This window comes from Corynebacterium sp. ACRPE, assembly GCF_022347435.1.
In the GTDB taxonomy this organism is placed as follows: Bacteria; Actinomycetota; Actinomycetes; order Mycobacteriales; family Mycobacteriaceae; genus Corynebacterium; species Corynebacterium tuberculostearicum_D.
In genome coordinates this window covers 64,795-84,663 of sequence record NZ_JAKRNA010000006.1, presented here as the reverse complement: position 1 = coordinate 84,663, position 19,869 = coordinate 64,795, and the positions used below count along the sequence as shown (strand labels likewise).

Below are 19,869 nucleotides of genomic sequence, written 5' to 3'. Positions count from 1 at the left end.
GCAAAGCGGGAGGATGCGCGTGGCACACCCTCCCGCGTGGGGCCGAATTAGTCCAGGCCGTTGGCGGATGCGTAGGCGGCGGCGTCCATGAGCTCGCCGGCCTCATCTACCTCGACCTCGAAGAGCCAGCCCTCACCAAACGGATCGTTGTTGATGACGGCGTAGTCATCGTGCACGGCCTCGTTGACGGCCTTGACGGTGCCGGTGACAGGGGAGTAGAGGTCAGAGACGGACTTGGTGGATTCCACCTCGCCACAGGACTCGCCGGCGGTGACGGTATCGCCCACCTCCGGTAGCTCAGCAAAGACAACCTCGCCCAAGCGATCGGCAGCGACGGAGGTAATGCCGATGCGCACGGTAGCGCCAGCGACGGCGTCAGCGGTGGCGTTGACCCACTCGTGGTCTTCGGAGTAGGAGAAATCTTGTGGAAGGGTAGCCATGGTGGTGTAGTCCTTTCGGGCTGGTTGAGATGATGTTTACTTATCGCGCTTGTAGAACGGCAACGCGGTTACTTCAAAAGGATAGCGCTTGCCGCGGATCTCTACCTCGACTTCGGCGCCGGGCTCGAGTTCGGCGCTGGTTTCCAGCAGCGCGATGGCCACTGGGTGTCCCAGGGTGGGGGAAGGCTGGCCGGAGGTGACGGTTCCGACCTTCTTGTCTCCCACGAATACTTCGGCTCCGGCGCGCGCGGCGCGGCGCTGCGTGGAGGTGAGACCGGTGATCGCCACCTGTGGGCCTTCGGCGGCGCGCTGGCGGATGACCTCGGCGCCGACGAAATCGGCCTCCTTCTTGGCAAAGGCACGGGCCATGCCCGCCTCTACCGGGGTGATATCGCGAGAGAGCTCGTTGCCGTAGAGCGGCATGCCGGCCTCGAGACGCAGGGAATCGCGGGCGGCAAGGCCGCACGGCTTGATGTCATACTCTTCACCGGCCTTGAGCAATTCCTCCCACAGCTGTGGGGCATCGGAGTTATACACGATGAGCTCGAAGCCATCCTCACCGGTGTAGCCGGTGCGCGCGATAATGGCAAAGGTGCGCGCTACCTTGCCCATGGTGGCAGCGTAGTAGCCGAGGTTATACACCTCGTCCTGCTTATTGTCTTCTACCAGCGGCACGAGGATTTCTGCGGCCTTAGGGCCCTGGACGGCGATCATGGCGACGTCACGGGACTCGTTCTTCAGGGTTACATCGAAGTCCTCGGCGCGCTTATTGAGCTCGTCCCATACGGTATCAGCGTTGCCGGCATTCGGGACGACGAGGAATTTATCCTCTTCAAAGCGGTAGGTAATCAGGTCATCGATGATGCCGCCGTCCTCAGCGGTAATCATGGAGTACTTGGCCTTGCCCACCTTGAGGGGCTCGAAGTTGGAGATGAAGGCATAGGATAAGAACTTGCCGGCGTCGGCGCCGTTGACCCAAATTTCGCCCATGTGGGAGAGGTCAAAGAGGCCGGCGGTGCTGCGCACCGCGCGGTGCTCATCCAGCTCGTTCTGGTACTTCAAGGGCATGTTCCACGGGCCGAAGGCCGTGAAGGTGGCGCCGAGTTTTTCGTGCTCGGTATGAAGCGGGGAGGTGAGTAGTTCGGTCATGGTTACTCCTCAGATTCGTCGATGTCGAAAGCTTCTGGTGGTGGGCAGCTGCAGACCAGGTTGCGGTCGCCGTAGGCCTCGTCGATGCGGCGTACCGGCGGGAAGTACTTGTAGTTGTGACGCAGGGATTTCACGGGCCACGCGGCCTTTTCGCGACTGAAGGCGTACTCCCACGTATCGGAGCCGATGGACTCCGCGGTAAATGGTGCGTGGTGAATAACGGAGCCTTCGTAGGAAACCTCGCCGTCGATGATCTCTTGGATCTCCGCGCGGATGGTGCGCATAGCCTCAATGAAGCGGTCCAGCTCGCCCAGGTCTTCGGACTCGGTGGGCTCGACCATGAGCGTGCCGGCCACCGGGAAGGCGAGGGTCGGGGCATGGAAACCAAAGTCCACGAGGCGCTTGGCTACGTCGGCTGCGGTGACCCCGGAGGCGTCGGTAAGCGCGCGCAGATCCAGGATGCATTCGTGCGCAACCAAGCCAGCGTTGCCGGTGTAGAGCACAGGGAAGGAATCTTCCAAGGACTTGGCCAGGTAGTTCGCGCCCAAAATCGCGTGGGCGGAGGCCTGGGCCAGTCCCTGCGCACCGGTCATAGCAAGGTACGCCCAGGAAATCGGCAGCACACCCGCCGATCCGTACTTGGTATTGGTAATTGGCACGCCCTGACCTACCGGGGTAGCGGTGGTGGCATCCAGCTGCGGATCCGCGGCGTTGGTGGGTAGGAAGGGGATGAGGTGCTCGGCCACTGCGACCGGGCCCACGCCCGGGCCGCCACCGCCATGCGGAATGGTAAAGGTCTTGTGCAGGTTGAGGTGGGAAACATCGCCGCCGAACTGGCCGGGGCGGGCCCAGCCGGTCAGCGCGTTCATATTCGCACCGTCGATGTAGACCTGGCCGCCCACAGCGTGGACCTTATCGCATACGTCGCGGACCTCCGGATCAAAGACACCGTGAGTGGACGGGTAGGTCACCATGATGCCGGCGATGTGGTTGCCGTGCTTGGCAATCTTCTCATCCAAATCCGCCAGGTCAATAGAGCCGTCCTCGGCGGTCTTCACCACAACAACGCGCAGGTTAGCCAGCGTTGCCGAAGCCGCATTGGTACCGTGCGCGGAGGCCGGGATGAGCACTACATCGCGCTCGTTATCGCCATTGGCTACGTGGTAGCGGCGGATGGCCAAAAGACCCGCCAGCTCGCCCTGGGAGCCGGCATTGGGCTGGATGGAGACCTTGGCGTAGCCGGTAACCTTGGCCAGCCAGCCCTCAATCTCTTCTACCAAGGCGCGCCAACCGGCGGTCGTTTCCTCTGGTGCGTAGGGGTGGATGCCTGCAAACTCCGGCCAGGAAATCGGCTCCATGGCGGCGGTGGGGTTGAGCTTCATGGTGCAGGAGCCCAGCGGGATCATGGTGCGGTCAAGCGCCAAGTCCTTATCGGCCAGCTTGCGCAGGTAGCGCAGCATCTGGGTCTCGGAATGGATGCGGTTGAAGATCTCGTGCTGGAGCGGCTCCTCGCCGCGCTGCAGGTTCTCCGGCAGAGCAAAGTCGGCCTCAGCAGCTTTGGCGCCGAAGGCCTGGGCGAGCTTAGCGACGTCCTCCTTGGTTGCCGACTCACCAAAGGACACCGATACCTTGTCCTCGCCGATGGTACGCACGAGGTAGCCCTCCTTCTGGAGGTCAGCCTTGATGGTGGCGGCGTCTACGCCGGCGACGGTAACGGTATCGAAGAAGTCCTCGGACACGAGTTGCTTCCCGGCATCCTTAACGGCCTGCGCAAAGGAGGAAGCGAGCGCGTGGACGCGCTGGGCAATGGCCTTGAGGCCTTGCGGGCCGTGGTAGACGGCGTACATGGAGGCGACATTGGCCAGTAGTGCCTGCGCAGTACAGATATTAGAGGTGGCGCGTTCGCGGCGAATGTGCTGCTCGCGGGTCTGCAGTGCTAGGCGGTAAGCGGGGCGACCATCCGCGTCCTTGGACACGCCTACGATGCGGCCAGGCATCTGGCGCTTCAGCTTTTCCGTGACCGCCATGTAGGCAGCGTGCGGGCCGCCGAAGAAGAGCGGAACGCCAAAGCGCTGGGAAGAACCGAGCACAATATCGGCGCCCAGCGAGCCAGGTGCCTCCAGCAGGAGCAGCGAAAGCGGGTCGGTGGCCACGGTGGCCAGAGCGCCGCGGGTGTGCAGCTCCTCGATGATGGTGGAGGGGTCAAAGATGTCGCCCTCGGTACCGGTGTAGGCGATTACTGCGCCGATGAGGTCCTCGCCCACGAGGCCTTCGCGCAGGTCTACGATTTCTACCTCGAGGTCAATCGCGCGGGCACGCTCTGCGGCGACGGTAAGCACCTGCGGGTGCAGGCGAGAATCCAGCACCACGCGGCGACCCTTCTTGACCGCGCGGGACATAAGGCCCACGGCTTCCGCGGTGGCGGAGGCCTCATCCAGCAAGGATGCATTGGCGATGGGCAGACCGGTCAGGGACTCAATCATCGTCTGGAAGTTCAACAGCGCTTCAAGACGACCCTGGGAGATCTCTGGCTGATATGGGGTATAGGCGGTGTACCATCCCGCGTCTTCCAATAAACCGCGGCGGATGACCGCGGGGGTGAGGGTGTCAGAAAAGCCTTGTCCGTAGAAGGACTTCAGCACGGTGTTCTGGTTGGCGTACTCCCGCAAGGTAGCCTGCGCCTCATCTTCCGAGAGTGCCTCAGGAAGCTGAGGCAGTTCTGCGGCGCGGATCTTTGAGGGAATGGCGGCATCGACCAGCGCGTCCACGCTGTCGTAGCCTACCTTCGCAAGCATGGTGGCCTGCTCCGCAGAATCCGGCCCTAGGTGGCGGGAGATGAATTCCATGTCAGTGAGACTCCTTAATAGGGGGACAGTGGCTGTAACCGCCCCAATTATATGTTTAACAATGGGTGAGCCGATCCCGCTTTGGAAACTTTTATGCAGCGCGTCACTGTATAGAACTGCACCCAGTGCGCTCACCATGGGCTTAGGGGCAAGGCTTCCTCAACACCTCGAATAAAAAGGGATGGATTAGTCCGGCGTTTTCGGATCCGTCACCCCCACTTGGCACCCCAGACATAGCTAAAGCCTCTTAGCCCCGCAGTGGGGCTAAGAGGCTTTAAGCGGCGATAGAACCTTTAGACTTCGAGGTCTGCCTGGAAGTCAGCGGTCTGCAGGCGGTCCTTGATGGTGGTGATGAAGCGGCCTGCGTCCGCACCGTCAACTACCTGGTGATCGTAGGTGAATGGCAGGTAGCACATCTGGCGGATGGCGATGGCGTCCTGGCCATTCTCGTTGACAACGACCGGGCGCTTTTCAATAGCCGCGGTGCCCAGGATGCCGGCCTGTGGCGGAACCAAGATCGGGGTATCGAGCATGGCGCCCTCGGAACCGATGTTGGTCACGGTGAAGGTAGCACCGGTGAGATCGTTCGGCTTCAGCTTGTTATTGCGGGCCTTATCAGCGAGCTCTGCAATCTGCTGAGCGATCTGCGGCAGGGTCAAATCCTGTGCCTTGTGGATGACCGGGGTGAGCAGGCCCTTCGGGGTGTCAACGGCGATAGCGATGTTGACGTCCGAGTGGTAGGTCATCTCCTTGGTCTCTGGGTTATAAGACGCATTGACGTTCGGGTGGGAGACCAGAGCCTCGGCGGTAGCCTTCACGATGAATGGCAGGAAGGACAGGTTGGCACCGTGCTTGTCGATGAACGCCTGCTTGTTCTTCTTGCGCATATCCCAGATGGCAGTCATGTCGACTTCCTGAACGTGGGTAAGCTGCGCGGAAATCTGCAGTGCCTCGACCATCTTGGCGGCGGTGATTTCGCGGATGCGGTTGACCTTCTGGGTGGTGCCGATGAGCTCCTGCTTGGCCGGATCCACGGACTTGGTGGACCAACGCGCGCGAGGGGAGTTATCGGACTGTGCGCCAGACTTGGCAGGTGCATCGCCCTCGCCAGCAGCGGCGAGCACGTCCTGCTTGCGGATACGGCCGCCCACGCCGGTGCCCTCAACGGTGTTGAGGTCTACGCCGTGCTTTTCAGCCAGCTTGCGTACCAGTGGGGTGACATAAGGAACGTTGTCGCCGTTATTGACCTTGGCAGAGGTGTTCAGGGAGGAATCCTGCTTGGACTCCTTCTTCTCCTCAGCCTTCGGTTCTGGCTTCTTCTCTTCCTTTTCTTCGGCCTGTGGCTCTTCCTTCTTGTCTTCCTGTGGCTCTGGCTTGGCCTCGGAGGAGGATGCGGTGGCGTTTTCGTCGCCGATGCGGGCGATGATTTCGCCGACCTCGATGGTGTCGTCCTCGTCGGCGAGGATTTCTACCAGGGTGCCTGCTACTGGGGAAGGAATTTCGGTGTCGACCTTGTCGGTGGAGACCTCGAGCAGTGGCTCGTCTACCTCGACGGTATCGCCAACGGACTTGAGCCACTGGGTGATGGTGCCTTCGGTGACGGATTCGCCGAGTTCTGGCATTTCCACGTCGGCTGCGTCGCCGGAGCCGCCGTTGGAGGAGTCAGCCTTCGCCTCTTCCTTTTCTTCTGCCTTGGGCTCTTCCTTCTTTTCTTCCTGTGGCTCTGGCTTGGCCTCGGAGGAGGATGCGGTGGCGTTTTCGTCGCCGATGCGGGCGATGACTTCGCCGACCTCGATGGTGTCGTCCTCGTCGGCGAGGATTTCTACCAGGGTGCCTGCTACTGGGGAAGGAATTTCGGTGTCGACCTTGTCGGTGGAGACCTCGAGCAGTGGTTCGTCTACCTCGACGGTGTCGCCAACGGACTTGAGCCACTGGGTGATGGTGCCCTCGGTGACGGATTCGCCGAGTTCTGGCATTTCCACGTCGGCTGCGTCGCCGGAGCCGCCGTTGGAGGAGTCAGCCTTCGCCTCTTCCTTCTTTTCTTCTGCTTCTTCCTCGCCCTTATCAGCGGAGGAGTCGTTGGATGCGGAGCCTGCCTCATCCTCGTCACCGATGATGGCGATGACTTCGCCAACCTCGATGGTGTCATCCTCGTCAGCCTTAATTTCAATAATGGTGCCGGCTACGGGGGAGGGGATTTCAGTATCGACCTTATCGGTGGAGACCTCGAGCAATGGTTCGTCGACCTCGACGGTATCGCCGACGGACTTGAGCCACTGCGTGATGGTGCCTTCGGTTACGGATTCGCCCAGCTCGGGCATCTCAACGGAGTTCGCCATGAGTTATAAGACTCCTCGAAAGTTGGAAGTGTTCTATCGCTACCCGACAATCTTACAGCGTGATGCTCACCCTCGTGCAGATGTGGGGTTAGTAACTACCCTCCTTCCGGGTAAGCTAGGCAATTATGTTCAACCCTTTCCGCCGCAATAAGTCCAGATCGTCGCTGCGACCACCCCGCGGACCGGGGGAGACCGTCCGCCCGGAAGACGCGCAGGATCTGCAACAGTGGGCCGCCGGAAAGGCTTTTGTAGAAGCCTTTGTGGAGCCGGAAACGGTAGTCAATGAGATGTCCGTTGTCGTTGTGGATGAAAACGGCGATTTTATCCGGCGCCGTATTGGCGGGCCGAAAGGCATAGATGCGGTGGCCAAACTATTGAGCTGCGATATTTATGATGTAGAAGAAACCGGCTATCCGCAGCGCATGCGCGATCGCATGGAAAGGCAGCGCATCTTGCGCAAAAGGGAAGAGCAAAGGAAGCGCCGCGCCCGATTTGAGCGCGGCGAAAATCCCGATACAGGGCGAGAGCTAAGCTAGGTCAGTATCCTCGCGTAAATAAATTTGAGACCCGTTGCGGCGGAATTCGGCGGATTTTTCCTGCATACCTTCCTCTGGTGCTGAGCCGTGGGCTGCCGCGCGGACCTGGTCGCCCAGCGTCGGCATGCCCAGCTCGGCCATTTGCCCGCCGAACATCTCGCGGATGTCTTGGCTAATGCGCATGGAGCAGAACTTCGGCCCACACATGGAACAAAAGTGTGCGGTCTTTGCTGGCTCAGAAGGCAACGTTTCATCGTGATAGGCCTGCGCGGTCTCTGGGTCGAGGGAGAGCGCAAATTGGTCATTCCAGCGAAATTCAAAGCGGGCCTTGCTCATGGCATCGTCCCAAGCACGGGCGCCTGGATGTCCCTTGGCAACGTCCGCTGAGTGCGCCGCAATCTTATAAGTAATGACACCAGTTTTTACATCATCGCGGTTGGGCAGTCCCAAGTGTTCCTTCGGCGTGACATAGCACAACATGGCTGTACCACCCATTGCGATATGGGCGGCACCAATGGCGGAAGTGATGTGATCATAGCCAGGGGCGATATCGGTAACTAGAGGGCCGAGGGTATAGAAGGGGGCATCTGAAGCCCAGTCCTGTTCGAGGTCGTTGTTTTCTTGAATCATGTTGAGCGGCACGTGTCCGGGGCCTTCCACCATGACTTGGACGTCATACTCCCAGGCGCGGCGTGTAAGCTCGCCGATAGTCTTTAGCTCTGCAAATTGGGCGGCGTCGTTAGCATCGGCAAGGCTGCCGGGGCGCAGGCCGTCGCCAAGCGAAAATGCAACATCGTATTGAGCGAAAATCTCGCATAGCTCATCGAAGTGCTCGTACAGAAATGACTCTTTGTGGTGAGCAAGGCACCATCCCGCCATGATGGAGCCACCGCGGCTGACAATGCCGGTCACGCGATTGCTTGCTAGCGGTACATACGCCAAGAGCACACCGGCGTGAATGGTCATATAGTCCACACCCTGTTCGCATTGCTCGATGACGGTATCGCGGAAGATTTCCCAGGTCAGATCCTCTGCCACGCCATTGACTTTTTCCAATGCTTGGTAAATAGGCACGGTGCCAATGGGAACTGGGGAATTGCGCAGAATCCACTCGCGGGTGGTGTGGATATCGTCACCAGTGGAAAGATCCATTACGGTGTCCGCGCCCCACTGGGTAGCCCAGCGCAGTTTGGACACTTCTTCCTCGATGGAGGAGGTAACCGCGGAGTTACCAATATTGGCGTTGATTTTGGTGAGAAATTTTCGCCCAATGATCATGGGCTCAGACTCGGGGTGGTTGACATTATTAGGGATAATGGCGCGGCCGCGAGCTACCTCAGCGCGAACGAATTCCGGATCGCAGTGCTCACGCAGTGCTACGAATTCCATTTCGCGGGTGATGATTCCTTGGCGAGCGTAGTGCATTTGAGTTACACGGCGCCCGGGCTGAGCCTTAAGCGGCGGGCGCTTAGAGCCTTTCCACTCTTGGGAAGACGCCCCGCGGCGTTGCGCGGCACGTCCATCGTCGGCCAGCTCGCGGCCGCGACCGGCGTACTCTTTGGTATCTCCGCGCTCGCTAATCCATTCGCTGCGCAGGGCGGGTAGCCCCACTTCAGGTGCGCATTCTGGCCCACGCGTGCGGTAGACGCGGAAGGGCTCATTGGGGCCTTGTGGGGAATCATCCAGTTGGATTTCGGTCTCTGGAACTTCTAGACCGTCGTGGTGAATGGGGGAATAGGAATGCTTAGGGTGGTTTTCTGGGGCAGCCGTCATGGCAAGCGCTCCTGTCTTCCTTCGTAGGTATTAACCAAACAGGTTCGAACGGTCTATGCGCAGCTTTAGCGCACTCTCAGCCCGTGCTCGGGCACCCGTGGGGACGCAGATCACCCTATAACAATCGTCTCGCATAGCGCAGAGCTTTCGCCATTTGGGTGGAGACACATTTGTCGAGGTGAGGTAGTAGGAGCCTTGGTGGCATAATTCAACAGGAAACTTTCAGGTTCTATCCACCTATATCCAATATCGGTATTCCATACTTAATTCATGCGTTTGAGAGAGCGCATGCGAGAGAGATAGAGAGAACCCCTCCCGTTTCCGGAGGGCGGCTGCTTTAGCCGATAGATGGAAACACCTTGTAGAGAGACGCCTGCGGCCCTCGGACCAGATTCGGTTCGAGGGCCGTAGGCGTTTTCCTGTGTTTAGCAGATGGTGGCGCCGGCAGCGGCCAACTCTTGCAATGCGGCTTCGCCGCGGGCTTCGTCCACTGGGGAGCAATATTCACGCAGTACGCGGACGGTAAAGCCCTCTTTAAGGGCGTCGGCGGCCGTGGCACGCACGCAGTGATCGGTGGCAATGCCCACGATATCCACGGCGTCTATGTGGCGCTCGCGCAACCAGTCGGCGAGTAAGGTGCCGTTCGCAGCGCCCTCGAATCCGGAATAGGCCGCGGTGTATTCGCCCTTGCGGAAGTAGGCTTGCGCCGGCCCGATGGCCTCATGCATGGCCGCCCCGTGGGACTCGGCTACGCAGTGCACCGGCCAGGAATCCACAAAATCCGGGTCCGTAGAAAAGTGAGAACCCGGATCGATGTGCCAATCCTGCGTGGCTACGACGGTTTCGTAGTCCTGTTGCAGGGAGGCGATTTTTGCAGCGACCTCGTTTCCCCGCTCGGTGCCTAAGGCGCCGCCGGGGCAGAAGTCATGTTGTACGTCAACGATGATTAAAGCAGGCTTCATGCTTCTAGGATTCTAAACGCACTAAGCCTGTTGAGGTGCTACTTTGATTCAGCAATCTCGCGCAGGGCAGCAATTACCGTGCGAGTGGGCACGCCGGTGCCCATCTTCGGGGTGTATCCATAAGCGCCCGTGGTGTTGAAGGAAGGGCCAGCCACATCGATGTGGGCCCATTCGATTCCCTCGCCCACGAAGTGCTGGAGGTAGGTGCCGGCGTATTCCATGCCGCCCTCACGCTTGGCGTTGATATTGCGGATATCGGCGCTGGCAGACTTCACGGATTCCTCGTGTTCTTCTAGCAAAGGCATGGCCCATGCCTTCTCGCCCACCTCGCGGCCAATTGCGGCCATGCGATCGCGGAATTCTTCCGAGCCCATCACGCCGGCGGTGCGCTCACCCAGGGCGACCATCTGGGCGCCGGTCAAGGTCGCGGTTTCGATGAGGTAATCGGGGTTGTCCTCGCTGGCGCGCGCAATGGCGTCGGCAAGCACGAGGCGGCCCTCCGCGTCAGTGTTGAGTACCTCAGAGGTAATGCCGCCGTAGTGGGTGATGACATCGCCTGGGCGGGTAGCATCGCTGCCTGGCATGTTTTCCGCCAGCGGCAGGGTAGCGGTGATGCCCACCTTCAGGTTCAGCTTTGCCGCAGCGATGATGGCAGCGGCCATTGCAGCGGAACCGCCCATGTCAGAAATCATGTCCCACATCTTGGCGCCCGGCTTCAGGGAAATTCCGCCGGTATCAAAGGTAATGCCCTTGCCCACCAAAGCGACGTGGCACTTGGCCTTCTTCGGCTTCCAGCTCAAGCGGACCAAGCGCGGCGGGCGGGCGGATCCGCGGCCGACGGCCATGATGCCACCAAAGCCTTGCTTTTCCAGCGCCTTTTCATCCAAGACCTCCACCTCAAGGCCGGCCTCTGCTGCTTGGGCAGAGAGGAATTCGGCATAGGTTTCTGGGTAGAGCAGGTTGGAAGGGGTATTGACCAGGTCGCGGGCGATGAGAACGGACTCGGCGGTAATCTTGGCGCTGTCGAATTCCTTTTGTGCGGACTTCTCCGCCACCACGGTGTAAGTGGTGGTCTCCGCGGCCGACTCGGAGCGCAGGCCAGAATACTTATAGCCGCCGAGGATGAGGCCTTCCACCACTGGGGTGATACCGAAATCGCCCAGGGAGGTGGCTACGGCCCCCACCTTGGTGATGGAACGCGCGGCCTGGCCGGCAGCGCGGCGCAGCGTCTCATCGTCTACTTCTTCCGCATCGCCCAAGCCAACGGCGATAATGGATGCCACGCCGGCCTTAGCTGGAGCCGGCACGCGCGTGACTTCACCGGTCTTGCCAGAGGCCCCGACGGCCACCAGTGCCTCATAAGTGGAGCGCAGCGCTGCGCCCCCAAGTAATTCGGTGCCTGGCAGTTCTAGGCCGCCTTCGCCCTCGAAAGCGGCGATAAGTAGAGCTTCCGCCTTCTTAGGAACCTTCTTTCCCAGCTTTACCTGGGGAAAGTGGCCGCGTGCTGGTAGATCGGACTGTGCCATTGTCTCCTCCTTTATGGAAAGGCTTATCAATCTTTCCACCACTGTACCGCGCGGTGATGAACTTATTCCTGCCTCGCTATAGATAAAGGGGTAGATTGTGGGCATGCTTGATTACACGATTACTCGTACCGATAACCCTACGTCCGCGGAAGAATTGAGCGATATCCTCGCCAATCCCGGCTTTGGCAAGCACTTTACAGACCACATGGTCACCATTGACTGGACCGAAGAAAAGGGATGGCACGATGCTAAGGTGCGCCCGTACGGTCCGATGACCATGGAACCTGCCAGCAACGTATTCCATTATGGGCAGGCAATCTTTGAAGGCATCAAGGCCTACCGTCAGCCGGATGGTTCTATCGCTACCTTTCGTCCGGACCACAATGCGCAGCGCTTTATCAACTCCGCTGAGCGCCTGGCTATGCCCGAGCTTCCGCAGGAGGAGTTTATCGAGTCCCTGCGCCAATTGGTGGAAGCGGATCAGGACTGGGTACCAGAAGCCGGCGGGGAAGCAGCGCTGTACCTGCGCCCGTTTATGATCTCCACCGAGGTCTCCTTGGGTGTTCACCCCGCCAATTCCTACCGCTATGTGCTCATTGCCTCCCCAGCGGGTTCCTACTTCAGCGGCGGGATTAAACCAGTTTCGGTGTGGCTATCTACTGACTATGTGCGCGCAGCCCCCGGTGGCACCGGCGCGGCCAAGTTTGCGGGCAACTATGCAGGCTCGCTCTTGGCGCAGGCCCAGGCAGATGAAAAGGGGTGTGACCAGGTGGTCTGGTTGGATGCCATCGAGCGCCGTTACATCGAGGAGATGGGCGGAATGAACCTGATGTTTGTGTATGGCTCTGGTGATAGCGCGGAGATTGTTACACCAGAACTATCGGGCTCCTTGCTGCCCGGCATTACCCGCGAATCCCTATTGCAGGTAGCGCAGGATTTGGGCTACAAGGTCACCGAGCGCCGCATTACTACCGAAGAGTGGCAGCGCGATGCCGAATCCGGCGCGATGTCAGAGGCCTTTGCTTGTGGCACTGCCGCGGTTATTACGCCGGTGGGCCACGTAATGGGAGAATCTGCGGATTTCCAGGTCAATGGCAATGAAGCGGGTGAGATCACCATGGCCCTGCGCGAGCGCCTCACCGGAATCCAGCGCGGCGCAGTGGAGGATACCCACGGTTGGCTCCATACCCTAGTGAAGTAACCCCCTCTTAGGCGTCCGCGGCGATCTCCACTCCGGTGAGCAGCAGTGGCAGCGCCGCGAGCGCGCCGAGCGCAGGTTGTGGCTCCATTCCCAGTTCCAGCAGGGGATGGAGCCCTAGCTTTTCCAGTGCCAACTTATGCGCAGGGGCAGTGGACAGCGTGGTGGCGAAGAGCCAGTCTTTCACACCGGGATTATCGCGCTCAGCAAGAAGCGCGGCGGTGGCGGTCAAGGGGGCGTCGACAAGCAGGGGCGTACGGCGCTCCGCGGCTCGGGCAATGAACCCCACCGTGGCTGCTAGCACGGTGGACTGGCACGATTCAACCAGCTCCATGCCCTCGAGGTTGCGCGCGCGGAACATGGCGTCCCGGATTGCGGTGATCTCGCGCTTCCAGGTTTCTACGCTGCGCTGCTTGCCGACGATCACTACCGGCTCCGTTTGCGTAATCGTCGCCATTACCACGGCCGGTACTCGGGCGTGCTCCTCGCCGCCGGGAATCAGTAGGTCAGCCCCGGCATCAATTTCCGCATCCGCTGTTGCGGCTCCAAGGCTGTAGGCCTGGGAATAATCCGTCACGGTGACTACATTCAGCCCGGCCTCGGCGCGACGCGCAGCGGTCTCAGCGGCCGAAAGCGAGGTCTCTTGATCCGCGAAAATCACGGCCCGCACGCGCCGCGGCTCATGGGCAGGGGCCGTGCCTTGGCAAGCAGCCAGCCATTGAGCGGCGTCGGTCAGGCGTCCCCAAGGAGCGAGCTGTGCGTCCTGTGCGGTATGTGCCTGCTTATCGGGCTGCGGAATGGCCATGAGTAGTCCCCCTAAACGTCAGCGCCGAGCTCCACGCGGGGGCGCGGGATGCGCCACTTGCGCGGCTGGCTGGCGCGAGAATACGCATAAAAACCAAGGCTAAAGCCGGCTTCGGTCGTGCCGGGGAACTTGGCGCGCACGGCATTATTGCAGCGGCGGGCCAAAATGACGCCCTCGATGGCGAAGATAACGAGGATAACCATCGCTACCGCATTGATGATCGTCGCAATGCTGGGTACCGCGTAGGTCAAGAACATGACCACGATGAGCACCAGGGCCATCGGCATGACCCAGTTGCTCAGGCTGCGGCGGGCATCCACCCAATCGCGCACATAGGCGCGCACTTCACCCTGGTCGCGGGCGGGCAGGAAGCGCGGATCGCCCTCTGCCATGCGGGCCTGCTGCTCGCGGTTGGCCTGCTGGCGCTCTTGGCGCTCCTTCTTCTTATATTCCTTCCACTCGTCCTTGCTCATGGACTTCTTCATGTCCTTGCGATGCTGGTACCGCTGCGCATCGGACATGCCATTGGGATCGCGCTTTACGCCGCGTGCAATCTCTTGCTCTGCGCGCTTTGGCGTAGGACGACCCTTCGGTGGGGTGTAGCCCTTGCGCTGGGGCACTTCCTGAACTTCTGCCTGAGCTTTGTCCTGTACAGGAGCAGGCTCAGTGGAGGTCTTATCATCTTTTTGCCACGGGAGTTTCACGTTCCTCACACTACAAGGTTTAGGTGTGAATAGGGGAATAGGCCCGGCCCAGATGGTGTTGTAGGTATGGGCTACCTTTTCCCACCTGAACTAACCGGGTAGGGTAGTGGCAACGAATCCAATACTTATTGAGGAGAAGTGATGACCGCTCCAGCTTCCGCAACCGGCGTCATTCTGACTGAAGCAGCAGCCGCAAAGGCAAAGGCGCTGCTTGATCAGGAAGGCCGCGACGATCTCTCCCTGCGCATTGCCGTCCAGCCTGGTGGCTGCGCTGGCCTGCGCTACCAGCTCTACTTTGATGACCGCACTTTGGACGGTGACAAGGTTGACCAGGTAGGCGGCGTAAACCTCGTTGTGGACAAGATGTCCGTTCCCTACCTGACCGGTGCCAAGATTGACTTCGCTGACACCATCGAGTCCCAGGGTTTCACCATTGATAACCCGAATGCCACCGGCTCTTGCGCTTGTGGCGATTCCTTCAACTAAAGAGAAGGAAATACAAAGAGGGTGGGTGCCACTGGCACCCACCCTCTTTTTTGTGTGGAAGGCTCTTAGAGCTTGACCGGGTAGTCGCGCTGCTCGATCTGCGGATCGATGCGCTTTTCCACAAAGATGCCGTGCCAAATCATAAAGGACAGCACGGTCCACAAGCGGCGGGAGTGATCGGAAACGCCATCTCGGTGCTCCTTGAGCATCTCGAGAACTTCCTTCTTGTTGAAGATGTCCTCGGTCTGGGATTCATTGATGGTGTCCTGGGCCCAGCCGTATAGCTCATCGCCGGCCAGCCAGTGGCGCATCGGCACTGGGAAGCCCAGCTTCTTGCGGTGCAGTACATGCGCCGGGACGATCTGCTCCATGGCCTTGCGCAGGGCGTACTTGGTGGTGCCGTGCGAAATCTTCAGGTCATATGGGATGGACTCGGCAACCTTGAAGACTTCCTTGTCTAGGAATGGCACGCGCAGCTCCAGGGAGTTGGCCATATTGATCTTATCGGCCTTGACCAGGATGTCACCGCGCATCCAAGTGAATAGATCCAAATGCTGCATGCGGGCAACCGGATCAAAGTCCTTGGACTGGGCGTAGATGGGGGCGGTAACCTCGCGGTGGTCCCATTCGCGCTTTGCCCACGGGATAACGCGCTGCATCTGGTCAAAGTTGAAGGAACGAGCGTTGCCGTAGTAGCGCTCTTCCATCGTCATCGAGCCGCGATTAAGCAGGGACTTGCCCTTCATGCCCTCTGGCAGAACCTGGGAGAGCTTGCCCAGACCGCGGCGCAGTGGGGACGGGACCTTTTCAAATGGAGCGAGAGACAGTGGTTCCTTGTAGATGGTGTAGCCGCCAAAGAGCTCGTCCGCGCCCTCGCCGGAAAGAACTACCTTGACATGTTTGCGGGCCTCCTGCGCCACAAAGTACAGCGGCACCAGCGATGGGTCAGCCACCGGATTGTCCAAGTACCACATGATCTTTGGAATGGACTCGGCATATTCTTCGGGGGAGACAATCTTGACGATGTGCTCCACGCCAATAGCTTCCGCGGACTCTGCCGCGACATCGACCTCAGAATAGCCCTCGCGCTCGAAGCCGGTGGTAAAAGTCAGAAGATCTGGGTTGTGGCGCTTGGCCAGGGTGGCAATGGCGGTGGAGTCAATGCCGCCAGATAGGAAGGAACCCACGGTGACGTCGGCACGCATGTGCTTAGCGACGGAATCTTCCAGCGCCTCCGCAATGCGGTTAAATAGCTGCTGCTCTTCGCCTTGCTTAACCTGCTGCACAGGGAAGCGAGGCTTGAAGTAGCGCTCGGCGACAACGTCTTCGCCTGGACGAAGGGTAACAGTGCAGCCGGATTCTACGCGGCGAATATTCGCGTGGAGGGATTCTGGCTCCGGGACGTATTGCAGGTCCACGTAGTGTTCAATGGCGCGACGGTCAAGGTTGAGATCTAGACCGAGCTGATCCGCCATCTCCAAGATGCACTTCATCTCCGAAGCGAAAACGGTACCCGCCTCGGTAGTGGCGTAATACAGCGGCTTGATGCCAAATTGGTCGCGAGCGGCAAACATCGTCTTGGTGTGGGTGTCCCAGATGACAATGCCGAACATGCCGCGCAGATGGTTGACTACGTCCTTGCCCCAGTGGTGGTAGCCCACCACGATGGGCTCGCCATCGCCCTCGGTGTGGAAGGTGTAGCCGAGGCCCTTGAGCTCCTCGCGCAGCTCCACGTAGTTGTAGATTTCGCCATTAAAGGTCATGGCGTAGCGGTCGGGCTCGTCCTCTGGGCCCCAGCGGAGGGGCTGATGGGAGTGCTCCAAGTCAATAATGGACAGGCGGTTGAAGCCGAAGGCGGCATCGCCGTCATGCCACGTGCCGGCCGCATCTGGGCCGCGGTGGCGCATGCAGGGCAGGGAACGTTCCAGCGCGTCAACGTACTTATCTACGTTGCCCGTGGCGGCGAGCATGCCAAGAAGTCCGCACATGAAAAGATTGCTCCTTATATATAAGCGTCTATTGCTAGTCACCCACTTTACGGCCAGAGGGCGTGAAACCAGAACACGCCACGGCTTAAGGAAACCTGCCGACCGCCTTGGAATTAGCTTCCCCGATAGGGGTGCGAACTTTCGGATGATGGTTCCGCCGGATCCCTGTGAATTGGCGCACACGGATTCTGTGGCTGCTGGGGGTGCGGTTGGAACATTGTGCAGGTGGGGCGGTAACCTACCTGAAGGAGAATATGAAATGAGTGCACTAGGTGCCCTTTTATGCCTTTAAACAGGCTGGGAATCTGGCAATTATCCTCTATTCTGATTGGGTAAGAGTGCTCTGTGAGTATTCGAGAAGTTTTGTGTGGACAGAAAGGCAGAACACACGTGGGACAGCGTAATAAGCGCACCTTTGCCCGTAAGGCGGGCGTAGCTGGCGCACTTGCCCTGGGTGGACTCGCTCTGGCAGGTTGTGACGTTCAGGCGCCAACTGCTGTAGAGAACCTCCTGGGATTCGGTTGGCCGAAGGGCATTACCCCTGAGGCGGAGGCCATGTACAACTTCTGGATTTGGGTCTGGGTTGCCGCATGGATCGTTGGTTTTATTATGTGGGGCCTGTTCCTCACTGCAATCTTCCGCTGGAGCGCGAAGAAGGCAAAGAAGGATGGCAAGGGCGAGTTCCCGCGCCAGATCCAGTACAACGTTCCACTGGAGATGGTTCTGACCATCGTCCCTATCCTCATCATCATGGGCCTGTTCTTCTTTACCGTTCAGACTCAGCAGAAGGTCACCGCCTTGGATAAGGATCCAAAGGTTGTCGTCGACGTCACCGCGTTCCAGTGGAACTGGAAGTTTGGTTACGCCGAGAACCATGTCAATGGTGAGAACTACGACGGCGCCGACAAGGAGCGTCAGGCTGAGGCAGAGAAGACTGCTCACGACCCTGAGGGTGTGGACAACCCGAACCCAATCCACGGCAAGTCCATGGGCGACCTTTCCTACCTGAACTACAACAAGATTGAGACCGTCGGTACCACCGAAGAGGTTCCGGTTCTGGTTCTTCCTTCCGATACTGCGATTGAGTTCCGCCTCGCTTCCGGCGACGTGTCCCACGCATTCTGGGTACCGGAGTTCTTGTTCAAGCGCGACGTCTACGCACACCCAGAGGCAAACGCTCAGGAGCGTAGCTTCCAGGTGGAAAAGATTGAGAAGCAGGGCGCATTCGTTGGCCGTTGTGCCGAGATGTGCGGTACCTACCACTCGATGATGAACTTTGAAATCCGCGTTGTCTCTCCGGAGGACTTCAATACCTACCTGAAGTTCCGAGAGGACAACCCAGAGGCCACCAACGCGGAAGCCCTGGAAGAAATCGGCCAGGACCCATATGCGGTAACCACCCACCCGTTCTCCGGCGAGCGTGACACCGCTAAGGGCGACAACTACGTAAACACCGCGGCATAAGAGATAAGGACACAACACAATGCGTGCAACATCGAAAGTCTTTTACTCAATCGCGACGTACCTTCTTGTCTCGCTGATTGTCTACATCTTCGGCGTCACCTTCGTTAAGGACGATGGCTACCTCTACGGTGCCGAGTGGGTTGGCATCGTGGGCATGTTCCTTGCCTTCCTGCTGTGCATGATGCTGGGTGCTTACCTTCACTTCACTGATGACCGCAGTGACGTCCTGCCAGAGGATTGGGAAGAGGCAGAAACTGAAGATGCCGCTGGCATCCTTGGCTTCTTCTCCCCAGGCTCCATCTGGCCGCTGGCTATGACTGGCGCCATTGGCCTTCTTGGCTTGGGAATCATCTTCCTCTACTTCTGGCTGATTGCCCTCGGCGCTGTCTGCCTCATCGCGGCCTGCACCGGCCTGTCCCTCCAGTACGGCCTGCCGAAGGAAAAGCACTAATTCCTCGATGTAAAGGAATCCCTGCCTAAAACTTCTCCGCCCTCCTAGTCACTATGGCTAGGAGGGCTTTGGCGATCCAGCGTCGTTCGCGACGCAAGAAAGTTCCCGAGAGTTTCAAAAGTTTTACCGGTGGGGGAGGAGTGGCTGATCTTGCTGCATGTTCGCGATGGCACTTCTTCTGCATTCTGGCACGTAGGAGCCGATTTTTGCGGGGGTCGTTCGAAAGTTGTAAAGCGGGGCGTTTAGGGAGCTCGTGGAGTGTGATTTATCTCTCCAGGCAACGGGGGCGGGTACACGGACTGGTGCATCGATAAGTGGAGGCGTCGGGTGGCCGGGGTGCTTCGGAATTTCAGGGTAGGGCCCGACGTGTGGTGTCACCTGCATCAATGGGACGTCGGAAAGCGGGGCGAAAAGTTCCCGTTTGGAAAAATAAAGTTTTTGACTCTGACTTGCTGGCCTTTTGCTGGACGAAGCATCAAAAAAGAATGGAGAAAGCGGGGGGAATCGAGGTGACTTCAGCGCCCGGAACGGCCATAATAGCCACTGTGACGAGCGTAGTTTCTAACCAAGGTATGACAGCACCACGTGCTGCCTCACTGAACCGACCCAATATGGTCAGTGTCGGCACTATCGTGTTCCTGTCTCAGGAATTGATGTTCTTTGCCGGACTGTTCGCGATGTGGTTTACCTCGCGAGCAAACGGTCAGGAAGGCGATTGGGCGGAGCACACCGCCCATATCAACCTGCCCATGGGTTTCCTCATTACGGCAGTGCTGATTTCTTCTTCTGTGACCTCGCAGTTCGGCGTGTTTGCCGCAGAAAGGGGTGACGTTTACAAGCTTCGACTCTGGTACACCGTAACGCTGGTACTGGGCGTTGTGTTCCTGGGCATCATGGCGTTTGAGTGGACCGAGTTGATTCACGCAGGTGTGACTGTGCAGTCCAGCGTCTTCGGTTCGGTGTTCTACATCATCACCGGCTTCCACGCTGCGCACGTGACCGCGGGTCTGATTTCTTTTGCAATCATTCTCGCGCGCGTTGCTAAGTCCAAGTTCACGCCGGCACAGGCGACCGCAGCAATGGCAGTGTCCTACTACTGGCACTTCGTTGACGTTGTGTGGATCGGCGTTTTCACCGTTATTTACTTGGTCCAGTAGCACTGGCCACAATCCCCAAACAGTCCTCCCGTGTTCGAGTTATCT

Annotated in this window: 16 protein-coding genes and 1 riboswitch; of the genes, 6 read left to right on the top strand and 10 right to left on the bottom strand. The window is 59.2% G+C overall.

From position 1 onward, the window contains the following. Positions 1-47: 47 nt before the first annotated feature. The 4 genes from gcvH to sucB form a co-directional block, all read right to left on the bottom strand. Positions 48-440 carry a glycine cleavage system protein GcvH gene (gene gcvH / locus MHY13_RS04830; RefSeq protein ID WP_005324433.1) on the bottom strand — a complete coding sequence of 131 codons (393 nt, stop codon included), beginning with the start codon at positions 438-440 and terminating at the stop codon, positions 48-50. A gap of 36 nt (positions 441-476) precedes the next feature. Then, positions 477-1,589, bottom strand: a complete 1,113-nt coding sequence (gene gcvT, locus MHY13_RS04825; protein WP_239281552.1) for a glycine cleavage system aminomethyltransferase GcvT — start codon at positions 1,587-1,589, stop codon at positions 477-479. Between the two features lie 2 nt (positions 1,590-1,591). After that, on the bottom strand, positions 1,592-4,435 hold the full coding sequence (gene gcvP, locus MHY13_RS04820; protein WP_239281541.1) for an aminomethyl-transferring glycine dehydrogenase: 2,844 nt from the start codon (positions 4,433-4,435) through the stop codon (positions 1,592-1,594). Positions 4,436-4,728: 293 nt separating this feature from the next. Beyond that, positions 4,729-6,774 (bottom strand): 2-oxoglutarate dehydrogenase, E2 component, dihydrolipoamide succinyltransferase, encoded by a 2,046-nt coding sequence (sucB, locus tag MHY13_RS04815; RefSeq protein WP_239281532.1) that lies wholly within the window; start codon positions 6,772-6,774, stop codon positions 4,729-4,731. A gap of 125 nt (positions 6,775-6,899) precedes the next feature. Here sucB and MHY13_RS04810 point away from each other — a divergent pair, with 125 nt between their 5' ends. Beyond that, entirely contained in the window at positions 6,900-7,310 is a 411-nt protein-coding gene (locus MHY13_RS04810) for an oxidoreductase (protein WP_239193570.1), read from the top strand. Here MHY13_RS04810 and thiC read toward each other — a convergent pair. The 3 genes from thiC to MHY13_RS04795 all read right to left on the bottom strand — a co-directional run bounded on the left by thiC (position 7,302) and on the right by MHY13_RS04795 (position 11,571). Further along, on the bottom strand, positions 7,302-9,083 hold the full coding sequence (gene thiC / locus MHY13_RS04805) for a phosphomethylpyrimidine synthase ThiC (protein WP_239193572.1): 1,782 nt from the start codon (positions 9,081-9,083) through the stop codon (positions 7,302-7,304). The genes MHY13_RS04810 and thiC overlap by 9 nt on opposite strands. Next, positions 9,082-9,192, bottom strand: a riboswitch (TPP riboswitch). (Overlaps the previous gene by 2 nt.) Before the next feature lie 316 nt (positions 9,193-9,508). Next, the gene (locus MHY13_RS04800) at positions 9,509-10,045 is read right to left on the bottom strand and encodes an isochorismatase family protein (protein ID WP_239281530.1); all 537 of its coding nucleotides are present in this window, start codon (positions 10,043-10,045) and stop codon (positions 9,509-9,511) included. 38 nt (positions 10,046-10,083) lie between these two features. Next, the gene (locus tag MHY13_RS04795) at positions 10,084-11,571 is read right to left on the bottom strand and encodes a leucyl aminopeptidase (protein WP_239281528.1); all 1,488 of its coding nucleotides are present in this window, start codon (positions 11,569-11,571) and stop codon (positions 10,084-10,086) included. 103 nt (positions 11,572-11,674) lie between these two features. On the opposite strand from MHY13_RS04795, the gene MHY13_RS04790 reads away from it, so the two are divergent. Beyond that, positions 11,675-12,772: a branched-chain amino acid aminotransferase gene (locus tag MHY13_RS04790; protein WP_239281526.1), complete on the top strand. Its 1,098-nt coding sequence runs from the start codon at positions 11,675-11,677 to the stop codon at positions 12,770-12,772. 7 nt (positions 12,773-12,779) lie between these two features. On the opposite strand, the gene MHY13_RS04785 is transcribed toward MHY13_RS04790, so the two are convergent. Both MHY13_RS04785 and MHY13_RS04780 read right to left on the bottom strand, forming a co-directional pair. Further along, positions 12,780-13,574 (bottom strand): nicotinate-nucleotide--dimethylbenzimidazole phosphoribosyltransferase, encoded by a 795-nt coding sequence (locus MHY13_RS04785; RefSeq protein ID WP_239281524.1) that lies wholly within the window; start codon positions 13,572-13,574, stop codon positions 12,780-12,782. 11 nt (positions 13,575-13,585) lie between these two features. Next, positions 13,586-14,278, bottom strand: a complete 693-nt coding sequence (locus MHY13_RS04780; protein WP_204608303.1) for a DUF3043 domain-containing protein — start codon at positions 14,276-14,278, stop codon at positions 13,586-13,588. 141 nt (positions 14,279-14,419) lie between these two features. Here MHY13_RS04780 and MHY13_RS04775 point away from each other — a divergent pair, with 141 nt between their 5' ends. Then, positions 14,420-14,764, top strand: a complete 345-nt coding sequence (locus MHY13_RS04775; RefSeq protein ID WP_005324455.1) for an iron-sulfur cluster assembly accessory protein — start codon at positions 14,420-14,422, stop codon at positions 14,762-14,764. A gap of 65 nt (positions 14,765-14,829) precedes the next feature. Here the strand turns inward: MHY13_RS04775 and asnB are convergent, their stop codons facing one another. Beyond that, positions 14,830-16,752, bottom strand: coding sequence for an asparagine synthase (glutamine-hydrolyzing) (gene asnB / locus MHY13_RS04770; protein WP_239281515.1), 1,923 nt, complete (start codon positions 16,750-16,752; stop codon positions 14,830-14,832). A 390-nt stretch (positions 16,753-17,142) separates the two neighbouring features. Here asnB and MHY13_RS04765 point away from each other — a divergent pair, with 390 nt between their 5' ends. The 3 genes from MHY13_RS04765 (at position 17,143) to MHY13_RS04755 (ending at position 19,824) form a co-directional block, all read left to right on the top strand. Beyond that, entirely contained in the window at positions 17,143-18,216 is a 1,074-nt protein-coding gene (locus MHY13_RS04765) for a cytochrome c oxidase subunit II (RefSeq protein WP_005324460.1), read from the top strand. Positions 18,217-18,235: 19 nt separating this feature from the next. Continuing rightward, the gene (locus MHY13_RS04760; protein ID WP_005328946.1) at positions 18,236-18,667 is read left to right on the top strand and encodes a cytochrome c oxidase subunit 4; all 432 of its coding nucleotides are present in this window, start codon (positions 18,236-18,238) and stop codon (positions 18,665-18,667) included. Positions 18,668-19,239: 572 nt separating this feature from the next. Next, on the top strand, positions 19,240-19,824 hold the full coding sequence (locus MHY13_RS04755) for a heme-copper oxidase subunit III (RefSeq protein ID WP_179386734.1): 585 nt from the start codon (positions 19,240-19,242) through the stop codon (positions 19,822-19,824). The last annotated feature ends 45 nt before the right edge of the window (positions 19,825-19,869 follow it).

Coding starts and splice junctions, on each gene's coding strand:
- gcvP (WP_239281541.1), bottom strand. CDS start 4,435: ATGGAATTCATCTCCCGCCACCTAGGGCCGGATTCTGCGGAGCAGGCC.
- MHY13_RS04795 (WP_239281528.1), bottom strand. CDS start 11,571: ATGGCACAGTCCGATCTACCAGCACGCGGCCACTTTCCCCAGGTAAAG.
- gcvH (WP_005324433.1), bottom strand. CDS start 440: ATGGCTACCCTTCCACAAGATTTCTCCTACTCCGAAGACCACGAGTGG.
- asnB (WP_239281515.1), bottom strand. CDS start 16,752: ATGTGCGGACTTCTTGGCATGCTCGCCGCCACGGGCAACGTAGATAAG.
- MHY13_RS04755 (WP_179386734.1), top strand. CDS start 19,240: ATGACAGCACCACGTGCTGCCTCACTGAACCGACCCAATATGGTCAGT.
- thiC (WP_239193572.1), bottom strand. CDS start 9,083: ATGACGGCTGCCCCAGAAAACCACCCTAAGCATTCCTATTCCCCCATT.
- gcvT (WP_239281552.1), bottom strand. CDS start 1,589: ATGACCGAACTACTCACCTCCCCGCTTCATACCGAGCACGAAAAACTC.
- sucB (WP_239281532.1), bottom strand. CDS start 6,774: ATGGCGAACTCCGTTGAGATGCCCGAGCTGGGCGAATCCGTAACCGAA.
- MHY13_RS04785 (WP_239281524.1), bottom strand. CDS start 13,574: ATGGCCATTCCGCAGCCCGATAAGCAGGCACATACCGCACAGGACGCA.
- MHY13_RS04775 (WP_005324455.1), top strand. CDS start 14,420: ATGACCGCTCCAGCTTCCGCAACCGGCGTCATTCTGACTGAAGCAGCA.
- MHY13_RS04760 (WP_005328946.1), top strand. CDS start 18,236: ATGCGTGCAACATCGAAAGTCTTTTACTCAATCGCGACGTACCTTCTT.
- MHY13_RS04790 (WP_239281526.1), top strand. CDS start 11,675: ATGCTTGATTACACGATTACTCGTACCGATAACCCTACGTCCGCGGAA.
- MHY13_RS04810 (WP_239193570.1), top strand. CDS start 6,900: ATGTTCAACCCTTTCCGCCGCAATAAGTCCAGATCGTCGCTGCGACCA.
- MHY13_RS04800 (WP_239281530.1), bottom strand. CDS start 10,045: ATGAAGCCTGCTTTAATCATCGTTGACGTACAACATGACTTCTGCCCC.